15 protein-coding genes and 1 pseudogene are annotated in these 12,353 nt (G+C 70.3%); 9 read left to right on the plus strand and 7 right to left on the minus strand.

The features are described 5' to 3' along the window. Positions 1–4 precede the first annotated feature (4 nt). The 4 genes from ACFVXE_RS17570 to ACFVXE_RS17585 form a co-directional block, all read right to left on the minus strand. Positions 5–709, minus strand: coding sequence for a phosphatase PAP2 family protein (locus ACFVXE_RS17570; protein ID WP_389672026.1), 705 nt, complete (start codon positions 707–709; stop codon positions 5–7). Positions 710–743: 34 nt separating this feature from the next. Continuing rightward, positions 744–1,676: a M56 family metallopeptidase gene (locus ACFVXE_RS17575; RefSeq protein WP_389672027.1), complete on the minus strand. Its 933-nt coding sequence runs from the start codon at positions 1,674–1,676 to the stop codon at positions 744–746. Between the two features lie 86 nt (positions 1,677–1,762). Then, complete coding sequence (locus tag ACFVXE_RS17580) at positions 1,763–2,356, minus strand: DUF5134 domain-containing protein (RefSeq protein WP_389672028.1); 594 nt, start codon at positions 2,354–2,356, stop codon at positions 1,763–1,765. 162 nt (positions 2,357–2,518) lie between these two features. Beyond that, positions 2,519–2,905: a VOC family protein gene (locus ACFVXE_RS17585; RefSeq protein WP_389672029.1), complete on the minus strand. Its 387-nt coding sequence runs from the start codon at positions 2,903–2,905 to the stop codon at positions 2,519–2,521. A 240-nt stretch (positions 2,906–3,145) separates the two neighbouring features. Here ACFVXE_RS17585 and ACFVXE_RS17590 point away from each other — a divergent pair, with 240 nt between their 5' ends. Both ACFVXE_RS17590 and ACFVXE_RS17595 read left to right on the plus strand, forming a co-directional pair. Beyond that, the gene (locus ACFVXE_RS17590) at positions 3,146–3,700 is read left to right on the plus strand and encodes a GNAT family N-acetyltransferase (RefSeq protein ID WP_389672030.1); all 555 of its coding nucleotides are present in this window, start codon (positions 3,146–3,148) and stop codon (positions 3,698–3,700) included. 173 nt (positions 3,701–3,873) lie between these two features. Further along, a complete protein-coding gene (locus ACFVXE_RS17595) occupies positions 3,874–4,737 on the plus strand; it encodes an alpha/beta fold hydrolase (protein WP_389672031.1) in 864 nt (287 codons plus the stop codon). Between the two features lie 120 nt (positions 4,738–4,857). On the opposite strand, the gene ACFVXE_RS17600 is transcribed toward ACFVXE_RS17595, so the two are convergent. Next, on the minus strand, positions 4,858–5,508 hold the full coding sequence (locus tag ACFVXE_RS17600; protein WP_389672043.1) for a glycerophosphodiester phosphodiesterase: 651 nt from the start codon (positions 5,506–5,508) through the stop codon (positions 4,858–4,860). Between the two features lie 113 nt (positions 5,509–5,621). Then, positions 5,622–5,747, minus strand: coding sequence for a hypothetical protein (locus tag ACFVXE_RS17605; protein ID WP_389672032.1), 126 nt, complete (start codon positions 5,745–5,747; stop codon positions 5,622–5,624). 319 nt (positions 5,748–6,066) lie between these two features. Between ACFVXE_RS17605 and ACFVXE_RS17610 the strand changes: the two genes are divergently transcribed. From ACFVXE_RS17610 to ACFVXE_RS17625, 4 genes are all read left to right on the plus strand, one after another. After that, positions 6,067–7,464 carry a DUF6421 family protein gene (locus tag ACFVXE_RS17610; RefSeq protein WP_389672033.1) on the plus strand — a complete coding sequence of 466 codons (1,398 nt, stop codon included), beginning with the start codon at positions 6,067–6,069 and terminating at the stop codon, positions 7,462–7,464. After that, positions 7,461–8,252, plus strand: a complete 792-nt coding sequence (locus ACFVXE_RS17615; RefSeq protein ID WP_389672034.1) for an SDR family NAD(P)-dependent oxidoreductase — start codon at positions 7,461–7,463, stop codon at positions 8,250–8,252. The genes ACFVXE_RS17610 and ACFVXE_RS17615 overlap by 4 nt, the downstream gene beginning before the upstream one ends. Next, complete coding sequence (locus tag ACFVXE_RS17620; protein WP_389672035.1) at positions 8,249–9,310, plus strand: threonine aldolase family protein; 1,062 nt, start codon at positions 8,249–8,251, stop codon at positions 9,308–9,310. Before ACFVXE_RS17615 ends, ACFVXE_RS17620 begins: the two co-directional genes overlap by 4 nt. Before the next feature lie 75 nt (positions 9,311–9,385). After that, positions 9,386–9,985, plus strand: coding sequence for a transglutaminase domain-containing protein (locus tag ACFVXE_RS17625; protein WP_389672036.1), 600 nt, complete (start codon positions 9,386–9,388; stop codon positions 9,983–9,985). A gap of 116 nt (positions 9,986–10,101) precedes the next feature. On the opposite strand, the gene ACFVXE_RS17630 is transcribed toward ACFVXE_RS17625, so the two are convergent. Then, the gene (locus ACFVXE_RS17630) at positions 10,102–10,824 is read right to left on the minus strand and encodes a lysophospholipid acyltransferase family protein (protein WP_389672044.1); all 723 of its coding nucleotides are present in this window, start codon (positions 10,822–10,824) and stop codon (positions 10,102–10,104) included. A 218-nt stretch (positions 10,825–11,042) separates the two neighbouring features. On the opposite strand from ACFVXE_RS17630, the gene ACFVXE_RS17635 reads away from it, so the two are divergent. The 3 genes and pseudogenes from ACFVXE_RS17635 to ACFVXE_RS17645 all read left to right on the plus strand — a co-directional run. Further along, on the plus strand, positions 11,043–11,369 hold the full coding sequence (locus ACFVXE_RS17635; RefSeq protein ID WP_389672037.1) for a TlpA family protein disulfide reductase: 327 nt from the start codon (positions 11,043–11,045) through the stop codon (positions 11,367–11,369). 196 nt (positions 11,370–11,565) lie between these two features. Continuing rightward, complete coding sequence (locus ACFVXE_RS17640; protein WP_389672038.1) at positions 11,566–12,072, plus strand: flavin reductase family protein; 507 nt, start codon at positions 11,566–11,568, stop codon at positions 12,070–12,072. A gap of 200 nt (positions 12,073–12,272) precedes the next feature. After that, positions 12,273–12,353: pseudogene (locus tag ACFVXE_RS17645) on the plus strand (electron transfer flavoprotein subunit beta); the annotation flags it as partial.

A 12,353-nucleotide genomic window follows, 5' to 3' on the forward strand; every position in this document is an offset into this window, starting at 1 on the left:
CGGTTCAGGGAGCGCGCGGCAAGCCCGCCCGCCCGCGCCCCTCGTACCGGGCGAATCCGGCGATCGAGAACGCGACCAGCGCTGCTCCTGTCAGCCAGCCGCCCAGGACATCGCTCATCCAGTGCACCCCCAGATAGAGCCGGGTGACCCCCACCCCGATCACCGAGATCCACGCCACCGCGAGTGCGCCCGCCCACACCCGCCTTCCCACCCCGTGCCGGTGCAGCAGCCACAGGAGCAGGCCGCAGCTCACCATCGCGGTCATGGCGTGACCCGACGGGAACGCCGAATACTGTGCGGAGTCGACCGGGTCCGGCCACCGCGGGCGTGCCCGTCCGATCGCCGCCTTGAGCCCCTGCTGCAGCACCGCGGCGATCAGGCTCGTCGCCGCCACCCACCCCGCGAGCACCCGTTCCCCGCGCCACCACAGCAGGACCACCGCCACCGCGACGAGAAGACGCATCGTCCAGGGGTCCCACACCCAGTCCGTCAGGATCCGGTTGACGTGCACGAGCCCCGGCTCCGTCACCGCCCGCCGGTGCAGTGTCCCGGCGACCGTACGGTCCAGAGCCATCAGCGGGGACCAGCGCACGGCAACCAGGACCAGCAGCGCCAGGGCCGGTACGGCGCACGCGATGCCGGCCCCGAGAGCGGACGACCAGCTGGGCGCACGGTCCGGCGGGAGCGGGCGCGCGGAAGGGGAGATCATGGGGGTGATCCTGGCCGACGGACCGCGGGTCCGCCTACCTCAGCGCGCTGAGTCCCGGCACGAAGGCCACCAGCAGCGGCACCACCGGCACCAGTGCGGCGGCCGCGGTCAACCGCAGCCGCCGTGCGGCGGTCAGCCGTTCCACCGGGGACAGGAGCCGGTTCACCCGCAGCGGCAGCTGTGCGTCAGGCGCCTGGGAAGGTCCGAAGACGCCCCGGTCCTCGTTCAGTTCGACCAGTGCGAGAGCGATCGTCAGCCGGCCGAAGCGCCGAGACGCCACATCGTCCGCGGCCAGCTCGACGAGTCGGTGCATCTCGTCACGGAACGCGGCGAACACCGGAACCTGCGGGAATCCGGTCGCCAGCGCCGTGGAACAGTGCAGCAGCCAGTCGTGCCGTGCCTGCGCGTGCCCCTGCTCATGGGCGAGCACCGCATCCAGCTGACGGCCTTTCAGTCGGCCAAGTGCCGCTGTGGTGATGACCAGTTGGGGCGCAGCTCCTGGAAGCCACCAGGCATCAGGGCGCTCACCCTCCAGCACCACGAGCCGGCTGCCGGACTCCTCGCCGGGCATCAACGGGGAACGGACCAGTAGTTCGGCCCGGCGCTGCTTGCGCCGCAGCCGCGCCCGGCGGATCTCCCGGGTCAGCATCGCCACGGTCCAGACGCCGCCCAGCGCCAACAGCACGGCGATGACGGCGGACCACGGCCCGTACGCGGCCAGCGCGTAGGCCTCCACCACGGCGTGCGGCGCGGGCGCGAACACCTGCCCACGCACCGCCTGCCAGGCGGCGGCCGCGCTGAAGGTCATGGAGAGGCCGAAGGACAGCAGCACCCCGGCCACCACGCACTGCCACACCCACAGCGCCACGACGGGCTCGCGCTCCGGCCATTCGGCCCGCGCCATCAGCCGCGGGGTCACGACGGCGGCCAGTGCACCGAGCAGCAGCAGCACGAGGGAGACCAACATGACGTCAGCCTATGAGGGGTGCGGTACCCACGGGTATGGCCGCGCGCGGCAAGTGACGTACGCCACCGTCGGCTCCGCCCCTCGTCTCACAGCGTGAGCAGCATCGCGAGCATCGCGATCCCCATCGTCAGCCGGCAGGCCAGTGCCAGCTCCGGCCGTGCCCCCCAGGCACCCCCCGCCTGCTCACCGCCCGCACCCGCGGTGACGGCGACGGGTATCAGCCGGGCCCCGGACCGCAGCACGTAGGCCGTGTAGTAGACCAGCAGCAGCCCGGTCAGCAGCGGCACACCACCGGCGACGTGGGCCATCTGATGCATGCCGTGCCCACTGGCTCCGCCGTGCCCCGCCCCGCCGTTGCCCGGTGCCATCGCCACGGCCATGTAGACCATCGCCAGCGAGCCGACCAGATGGTGCAGATGGTGGCCCCTGTGCCGGGCGAACCAGAGGGCGCGCAACGCGGCACCGCCGAACAGCGCCACGTACACCGCCCATCCCCAGGCGGGCGCGGGGACCGCCGCGGCGGGTAACGCCATCGCGGCCATGCCGAAGCCCATCACCGCCTCCGCGCGCGCTGTCCTGCGCTCCTCCTCCGTCCCGCTGCGCATCCGCAGCAGGCAGTAGGCGCCCGTCACCCCGCACAACGCCATCAGCAGCCAGCCGGACATCGCCGGTCCGTGCACAGCGCACCTCCCCAGGACGTACGACGTCGGTGTCGACTAGTCGATGCCCAGGTCCGGCAGATCGTACGCAGCGCACTGATGTACAAGGGGAGCGCGTGGGAGGAGCTCACCGAAGGGGCGAGGTGCCTCGGGTTCCGACGGCGGCGGCGCGGACCTCCGTCGTCAGGGCCGGTGGCGCAGCGGATGGTCCTCCGGAACCTCGACGACGGCGATCCGCACCCCGTCCGGATCGGAGATCCACATCTCCACGAGCCCCCACGGCTCGCGCACCGGCGGCCGCTCCACGTGGACGCCGCGGGCCGACAGCTCCTCGTGTGCCGCCCGGACGTCAGCGACCTGCATCCACAGCTGCAGACCGGGCGACGGCGACGCGGCGGAGCGCCCGGAGACCTCCAGGAAGCCGCCGCCCAGGAAGTAGACCGTGCCCCGCTCGGGCCCCGTGCCGAACTCCCGGTACACCGGCAGTCCGAGGGACTCCCCGTAGAACGTCCGCGATCGCTCGGGGTCCGTCGGGCGCAGCAGGACGCGGCTGCTCAGCACATGCACCATGCGCCAGACCCTAAGGGCTGTGCCGCGATCCGCGGGGGATCGGCGCACGGCGACGGATGCGGTGCGCCGCAAGGTGGAGGGGCACCCTCGCAACCGGTTGGGTGCGGTCGGACCGACAGTGCGGCGAGGCGCCGTGGCCGTCACCGTGTGCATGCCGTGGATCACGGGACAGTCCTTGGGCGTGAGCCGCCGGGTTACGCTGCTGCGGCACGGCCTCAGCAGCGAACGGAGAGCTTCACCATGGACACCGCCCCGCCCCGCGAATCGACACAGCTGACCTTCCGCGACGCCACGGAGGCCGATGTGCCCGCGCTCGTGACGCTGATCGAATCGGCGTACCGGGGGGACTCCAGCCGGGCGGGCTGGACGACCGAGGCGGACATCCTGCAGGGGCAGCGGACCGACCCGGAAGGTGTCCGCGCAGTCGTCGAGTCTCCCGGCAGCCGCCTGCTGGTGGTCGAGCGGGACGGCGGACTGATCGCCTGCTGCCAGCTCGAACACCGTGGTGAGGCCGCCTACTTCGGGATGTTCGCGGTCCGCCCGGAACTGCAGGGCGGCGGGCTCGGCAAGGCGATCATCGCCGAGGCCGAGCGCACCGTCAGGGAGAGCTGGGGAGCGACCGAGATGCACATGACCGTGATCTCGGTGCGCGAGGAGCTGATCGCCTACTACGAGCGCCGCGGTTACCGCCGCACCGGGGAACTGAGCCCGTTCCCGTACGGCGACGAGCGCTTCGGGATTCCGCAGCGCGACGACCTCGCCTTCGAGCTGCTGATCAAGGATCTGAAGAACTAGGGTCTTTCGTTCGGATCACGCCCGGCGCGGGTGCCCCGGACGGCCCCCCTGGCCGCCCACCGCTGGAAGCGGCCGTCGGTGTGGACATCGACCCGGATCCGTAACGGGACCGCGGGCCTCACGTTGTGGGGGTGGAAACCCGCCTCGGGCTCTCGGTACGAAAGTGGTCGCTCATGGGAACCGTTCGACATCTGCAGACGGAGGACGCGGACATCGCGTTCTGGGACGAGGGAAGCGGGGAGCCGGTCCTCCTGGTCCACGCCTCCTTCTGTGCCGACTGGTTCGCCCCGCTTGCCCAGTTGCTGCCGGGCTGCCGGGTCGTGCGCACGCACCGTGCGGGTTACGGCCTCAGCCGTGACCTGAGCGGCGGGCTGAGCCTCGTCGATCACGCCCGGCACCTCGCCGACGTCCTTCAGGCCCGGGGGATCGAGCGGGCCCATGTGGTCGGCCACTCAAGCGGTGGCAGCGTGGCCCTGCAATTGGCGGCCGCACACCCCGGACTGGTGGGGTCGATGGTGCTCATGGAACCGGCATTTCCGCATGTCGCGGGCGAGTCGAAGAGCGATGCGATGCGCAACGCGGTCGCCGCCGCCAAGGAAGGCGATCTGGAGCGGGCGTTCGACTTCTTCCCCGGGCACGTCTGCAGCCCCGGCTACCGGGACGTCTTCGTGCGGACGCTGGGCGCGGCAGGCCTCGAGGAGGCGGTCCGCGGCGGCCGGTACTTCTTCGAGCACGAGATGGCCGCGCTGGGCGGCTGGGACTCGGACGCGGCCGGTCTCGACGGCCTCGGGCAGCCGACGCTGCTGGTTGCGGGAGCGGAGGGGGAGCGTCTCGGCACTCCCTACCGCGTGCGGAACCGCGCCCTGGCCGGGCGTCTCGCGCACGCCGAAGAGATTCTCCTCCCGGGCGTCAGCCACGCGATGCCGTTGGAGGATCCGTCACTCGTCGCGCAGACCGTCCTCGAATTCGTCGGCCGGCACCCCCTGGACGTGGTCCGCGGCGGACAACGCGCTCGGGTCGGTGAACCCGGCGCGTGACGGACGACGGGCCGCGGGCCCGGCTGCGCGTGTGGTCCGCGCGGGCGGCAGCGGCAGCCGGGCCGCCCGTGCGGACAAGGGATCACACCGTGGCGGGCGCCCCGGCCAGGGCCTGCGCGGCTATGCGGTGAAGCGGCCTGCGCGACGGATCTCCGGGAAGTCGGTGGTGGCGCCGTCCAGCCGCAGGGCGCGTACCAGCCGCAGATGATCCTGGGTGTTCACCACCCACCCGATGACCCGCAGGTTTTCGGCGTGCGCCTGCTCGACCACCTCCAGGGTGAGGCGGCGGATGTTCAGCGCGAGAGTCGCCGCGCCCACCGCCTTCGCCCGGTCCACGATGTCGCTCTTCCAGCGGCTGGCGATGAGCACGGTCCTCACCCCCGGCACGAGCTGGGCGATCTCGGCGACCGCCTCGTCGTGGAAGGACGACACCTCGACCCGGTCGGTGAGATCGCGGCGTCGCATCACCTCGGCCAGGGCCCGGGCGGCGGCCACATCCTTGATCTCCGCCTGTACGGGGGAGCGCACGGCGTCGAGCACCTCCTCGAAGACGGGCACCCGCTCGCCCTGCCCGGCATCGAGCTCACGCAGTTCCGCGAGGGTCTTCTCGGCGATCGGCCCGGTGCCGTCGGTCGTCCGGTCCACGTCGGCGTCGTGCATGACGGCCAGCGCGCCGTCCTTGCTCAGATGAAGGTCCAGCTCGATGGCGTCCATGCCGGCCTGTTCGGCGTGGACGAACGACCGCAGGGTGTTCTCCGGCTCGACCCCCATTACCCCGCGATGGCCGATGGTGAGAAAAGTCAAGGCAGTCTCGCTTCCGTCGACGGTGTCTCCCGCGTGCTGCTCCTGCCCACGCGGCACTGCGGCATTCGGCCCTCGGCAGCCTAGTGGCCCGGCCCGGAGACGGAGCCGGTCACGCGAGAGGGAGTGGCGCCGTGTCCCTGGACGGCGGTGGCACCGAGCAGGAATCCGGTGATGACGGCAGCGACAAGGACGGCACGGATACTCACGCGTCGGTCTCCAGGGGCGGTGGGGCGGAGGTGTGTTCCGCACCGTCCTACCGGCAGCGGCGGCGGCCCTCGGGCCGCGTCCCCCATGCGTGGGCGCGTCGTGCACGAAGTGAACGCTCGCCTGTGCGACCACGGCTGCCCGCGAAGGGGCCCCGCAAGCCTATGAATCGACGGAAGAAGCCGCCGCGGCGGCTCACGACAGGAAAAATGGCGGTGACCATGGGGGTGCGGCAGGATAATTTTCTGGGCCCCACTTGTCTGGAAGAACCGCACACGGATACGGTTGTTTGACGCGAGGTTCTCCCGTGGAGGAAGTGTGATGACGGAAATTCTTGTGCACGAGGCTGCCCTCGGCGCCATGTCTACTGCCCAGCGGGTGGTCGAGCACCCTGCTTGGCCCGCGCTCAAGAATGCCGTGGAGGAGATCCGTCCCTGGCAGTCGAAGGACGGCTCGATCGATTTCGAGGCCGAGGGCGCCCCCTCGCCCGCCGTCGTGCCGGCGGCGCTGGAGCGGGTGACCGCCGCGGTCGAGGAGCTCGCCCCGCTGCTCCCGCACGACGCCGCCTACCACCGCGCTCTAGTCGCGGATCTGCGCCGCTGGGAGGAGGGCGGCTTCGGCGTCCCGGACTTCCTCGACTCGCTGCTCGCCTTCCAGCCCGCCGGCGACCGGATCGACGGGCTGCAGCACCTGGTCGTCTTCCCCATGTACACGCAGAACGGCAATCCGGACCGCAACCTGGAAGCCGTCGTGCTCAGGATGGTCTGGCCGGAGTGGCTCGCCGAGCTCGAAGCCACGCGGTACGACAACCCGCTGTTCTGCGGCATCACGTTCGAGGACTTCACCTCCGGATACGACACCAACTCCGCGGTGCTCTTCCCGGAGACGATCGCCGTGCGCGAAGCCCCCGAGCGGTTCAGCTGGGGCGGCATCTTCTGCGACCGTGAGGCCGCGCGCTTCCGTCGTGTCACCGAGGCGTCCGTCGAGCTTCTCGGCGTCCAGCTGCCCGAGGACATCCGTGAGATGGTCGGCGACCAGGCGCGCTGCGAGCAGGCCTTCGTGCTCTGGGACATGGTCCACGACCGCACCCACAGCCACGGCGACCTGCCGTTCGACCCGTTCATGATCAAGCAGCGCCAGCCGTTCTGGATGTACGGCCTGGAGGAGCTGCGCTGCGACCTCACCGCCTTCAAGGAGGCGGTGAAGCTGGAGGCGGACGGCTTCCCGCAGGGCCGCGACGTGCAGTACGCCGTACTCTTCGACCGGATGTTCCGCTTCCCGGTCACCGGCGAGCGCGTCCGCAACTACGACGGCCTCGGCGGCCAGCTGCTCTTCGCGTACCTGCACAAGCACGACGTGATCCGTTGGACCGACAACACCCTGAAGATCGACTGGGACCGCGCTCCGCAGGTCACCAACCAGCTCTGCGGTGAGATCGAGAAGCTCTACCGCGACGGCATCGACCGGCCCAAGCTGGTCCACTGGTTCGCCGCGTACGACCTCGTCGCCACCTACCTCGCCCCGCACCCCGGCTCCCGCTGGGCCAAGGGACCGGACGCTCTGGACCTCACGCAGCCGCCGCGTAAGCTCGTCGACGACGTGCTGCCGGACGAGTTTCCCCTGAGCATGTTCTATGAGGCGCTCTCCAAGAAGCTGAAGAACGTGATCGCCTCCACCAAGGGGATCACCGCGGCGGACGCCGGGCAGGCAGCAGCATGAGCGCTCGTCCCAAGGAGGCGGTGGCCATGAACGGAAACGGCAACGGGAACGGTGCCCTCGAAGGTGCTGTTGTCGCAGTCGCCGGAGCCGCCGGACCGGCGGGGCGCGCGACGCTGCTCAGGCTCGCCGAGGCAGGTGCGATCGTCGTCGCCTCGGACGCTGACGCCACCCGGCTCGCGGAGGCCGTGGACGCCGCGCGGTACGCCCACGGCGGCGCCACCGTCACCGGCGACACCGTCGATCTCCTCGATCTCGCCGCCGCCCGTGAGTGGGCGGACAAGACCGAGAAGGAATTCGGCCGGATCGACGGTCTGGTCCACCTCGTCGGCGGCTGGCGCGGCAGCGCCACCTTCGCCGAGACCGACCTCGCCGACTGGGATCTGCTGGAGAAGCTGCTGATCCGTACCGTCCAGCACACCTCGCTCGCCTTCCAGGGAGGGCTGCAGCGCAGCGACCGCGGCCGGTACCTGCTGACCAGCGCGGCCGGAGCGAGCAAGCCCACCGAGGGCAACGCGGCCTACGCGGCGTCGAAGGCGGCCGCCGAGGCATGGACCCTCGCGCTCGCCGACGCCTTCCGCAAGGCGGGGGGCGAGGACGGCCCGAAGTCCGCGGCTGCGATCCTGGTCGTCAAGGCACTGGTGCACGACGCGATGCGCGCCGAGCGCCCCAATGCGAAGTTCGCGGGCTTCACCGACGTCAAGGAACTGGCCGATGCCATCGCCGGCGTCTGGGACCGGCCCGCCCCCGAAGTGAACGGAAAGCGTCTGTGGCTGACTCCGCAACCATGACGACCGACGCAGGGCGTCACCACGATCCGCAGGTACGCGGTTTCGCCAGCGACAACTACGCGGGCGTCCACCCGGAGATACTCGCGGCCATCGCCCTCGCCAACGGCGGTCACCAGATCGCCTACGGTGAGGACGACTACACCGAGAACCTCCAGCAGGTCATCCGGGGGCATTTCGGCCCCGCCGCCGAGGCGTTCCCGGTCTTCAACGGCACAGGCGCGAACGTCGTCTCCCTGCAGGCACTGACGGACCGCTGGGGCGCGGTCATCTGCGCCGAGTCCGCACACATCAACGTGGACGAGGGCGGTGCGCCGGAGCGGGTCGGCGCCCTGAAGCTGCTCACCGTGCCGACCCCGGACGGCAAGCTCACCCCCGAGCTCATCGACCGGCAGGCGTACGGCTGGGACGACGAGCACCGGGCCATGCCCCAGGTCGTGTCGATCACTCAGAACACCGAGCTCGGCACGGTCTACACCCCCGACGAGATCCGGGCCATCTGCGACCACTCCCACGAGCGGGGCATGAAGGTCCACCTCGACGGGGCCCGGCTCGCCAACGCCGCTGCGTCGCTGGACGTGCCCGTGCGGACCTTCACCAGCGACGCCGGCGTCGACGTCGTCTCGTTCGGCGCCACCAAGAACGGGGCGCTCTTCGGTGAGGCCGTCGTGGTCCTGAACCCCGAAGCCGTGCGGGCCATGAAGCACGTGCGGAAGCTGTCGATGCAGCTCGCGTCGAAGATGCGCTTCGTGTCGGTGCAGCTGGAGGCGCTGCTCGCCGGCGACCTCTGGCTGCGCAACGGCCGGCACGCCAACGCGATGGCGCAACGACTGGCCGAGGGCGTCCGAGCGGTGGACGGCGTGGAGATCCTCCACCCGGTTCAGGCCAACGCCGTTTTCGCCCGGCTGCCGCACGACGTGACCCAGCGGCTCCAGAAGCGCTTCCGCTTCTACTTCTGGGACGAGGCCGCCGGCGACGTGCGCTGGATGTGTTCGTACGACACCACGGAGGACGACGTCGACGCGTTCGTCCTCGCGCTGAAGGAAGAGCTCGCCAGGTAATACCAGGCGTATGAATATGCGACCGGCCGGAAAATTATTGGTTTCCGGCCGGTCGCTTCCGTACGCTCGCTGTGCATGGAGCTGATTCAGCAAAAAGCTGACATTTCTGACTATCTCGCTGCCGACGAGGCCATCGATCACGGACACCCGGTGGTACGGGAGACCGTCGACCGGCTCCGGGCCGAGACCGCCGACCCCCATACGTATGCGGTCGCCGCCTATGAGCTCGTGCGCGACACCATTCCGCACTCCGCCGACTCGGGTGATCTGCGGGTCGCCTGGCGCGCCTCCGACGTCCTCGCCACCCGCAACGGCATCTGTCATGCCAAGTCGCACGCGCTCGCGGCTCTGCTGCGCGCGGCGGGCATCCCGACGGCCTTCTGCTACCAGAGCTTCCGGGGCGAGAACGGGGAGCCCGGTGTCCTGCACGGGCTGATCGCCCTGCGCCTGCCCGGCAGGGAACGCTGGGACCGTCAGGACCCGCGCGGCAACAAACCCGGAGTCGATGCCCAGTTCTCCCTGGACGGGGAGCGGCTGGCCTGGCCCATCGGGCACGAGTCCGAAGGAGTGGACCATCCGATCCTTTACGCGGCACCGCATCCGGCAGTGCTGAGCGCTCTGCGGGGTGCCGAGGACCGCCCGCAGTTGTGGCGCACTCTCCCGACCGCGCTCTGAACCGTCCCGAGGCGGGGCGGCCGGGCGCCCTCGTCCGGGCTCCGGCGGCGCGGACCACGGCCCGTGCCCCCGGAGTGACGTCTCGACCGGGGTTCCGGCGCCGCAGGGCCCGCCGGTCAGCTGGTCTCGCGCACCTCGGCAGCGGTCGGAGCCGTACCGCCGAGATGGGTGGGCACCCACCAGGTGTCAGCCGCGTCCTTCGGCCGCACCGGGTAGGCGCGCTGCGCGGCCTCGAGCAGCTCCTGTACCCGCTCCCGCAGCCGCCGGGTGATCGCACCCGCGTACTGGCCGGTGGGGGCCTCCACCGGCTCACCGACCCGGATCGTCACCGGGATGTGGCTGCGTCCGAAGTTGCGCGGCCGTCCCTTGGTCCAGATCCGCTGCGTGCCCCACAGGGCCATCGGGATGAGCGGCACCCCGGCCTCCTGGGCCAGCCGCGCGGCGCCCGACTTGAAGCTCTTCAGGGTGAACGACTGCGAGATGGTCGCCTCGGGGAAGACGCCGATGATCTCACCGGAACGCAACGAGGCGAGCGCGTGGGCGTACGCGTCCTCGCCCTGCTTCCGGTCGACCGGGATGTGCTTCATGCCCCGCATGAGGGGCCCGGAGACCTTGTGCCGGAAGACCGATTCCTTCGCCATGAAGCGGACCAGCCGCTTCTGCGGCAGCGCCGTGAGCCCGGAGAAGATGAAGTCGAGGTAGCTGATGTGGTTGCTGACCAGTACCGCACCGCCGGTCTTCGGGATGTGCTCCGAACCCTGAGTGTCGATCTTCAGGTCCAGCGCCTTGAACATGGTGCGAGCGGCGCCGATGACCGGCCGATAGACGAGTTCTGCCATCTGGAGAAGACCCTTCTTCAGCGCCTGGGGAGGGTTCTCCCGGCGGAAGTTACGCAGCCGTAGGTTTTCGGCATTGCGCCGATCGTGCCCCATGTGGGTCGCGGTGGCCAGTCTCGGGGGGCTCGGGGCGCGAGATTCTCGTCACGTGGAACCGGGGGGAATGTCCTCACGGCCGATGGTGCTGACGTCTTGCGAAGAACTCTGACAGGAGGCCGAAGGTGGACGGGCGGACACGTGCGAGCAGGCTGGACGCGGCTCAACTCGGCGCGGAACTGGGGGAGCGGGCCACCCTGGTGCAGTTCTCCAGCGCCTTCTGCCAGCCCTGCCGGGCCACCCGGCGCACCCTCGTGGAAGTGGCGGGAATGGTCGAAGGCGTCGCCCATGTGGAGATCGACGCCGAGGCGCATCTCACTCTCGTACGTGAGCTCGGCATCAGCCGCACGCCGACGGTGCTGGTGCTCGACGCCACCGGCCGGATCGTCCGCCGCGCGACCGGACAGCCACGAACCGTCGACGTCGTGGCCGCGCTGGGGTCCGCGATGTGACAGACCGTGATGCATCTCCCACATTGCGGAACCCTCTTGACTGCACCCACCACGCATCGTCAGTCTGACGCTATGCCGCCAGAACTCCTTCTCTACGGCCGGGCCCATGTGGATCTCGCCCGCAACGCGAGTGCGCGCTGTCCGGGTGCCTGAGCGTCCACGGCCCCGTACGCCTCCCCCGCAGAAGGACACCTCCATGACGGCTTCGCCCGAGCTCTCCACCGCCCGCGCGGCATCGCCCGATCTCCTGCGCTCCGTCTTCCGGCGGCACGCCGCCGGGGTCGCCGTGATCACCGCCGCAGGTGACCGGCCGGTCGGCTTCACCGCCACCTCTCTGAACTCCGTCGCCGCCGAGCCGCCGCTGATCTCCTTCGGTGTGGGGACCGCGTCCTCCTCCTGGCCGGTCCTTGCGGAGGCGGAGCACGTCGGCGTACACATACTCGGTGAGCACCAGCAGGATCTTGCCGCCACATTCGCGCGCAGTGGCGCCGACCGGTTCGGTCCGTCCACCTATTGGAGCAGTGGGCCGGAAGGCGTACCGGTGCTCGACGGTGTGCTCGCATGGCTGGTCTGCCGCGTGGTGGCGCGGGTCCCGGCGGGGGACCACCGGATCGTGATCGCGGAGGCCGTGGTCGGCGACCCGGCCGGAGGGGGTCGTCCGCTCCTCTATCACCAGGGGCGTTTCACCGGGCTGCGGGACTGAGAAGTCCCAAGGGGCACCTGGGCTCGGGCGTCGGCTAGGTCACAGTGCAAAGCGCTTGCTTATGGGTACGGTACTGGGTGTACTGACGAGTAATATTTCGGTCGGAGCGTCGGTCGCCCCGACCGCAAACCGCCCCATCAGGCGCCTATGCTGCGTGCAACAAGGCAGCCCGGAAATGACGATGCAGTAGGAGAGCCGGCGTGAGCTTGAGGATCGTTGTCTGTGTGAAGTACGTGCCCGACGCCACCGGCGACCGGCATTTCGCCGATGATCTGACGTTG

Source organism: Streptomyces sp. NPDC058231, from assembly GCF_042882275.1.
Lineage (GTDB): Bacteria > Actinomycetota > Actinomycetes > Streptomycetales > Streptomycetaceae > Streptomyces.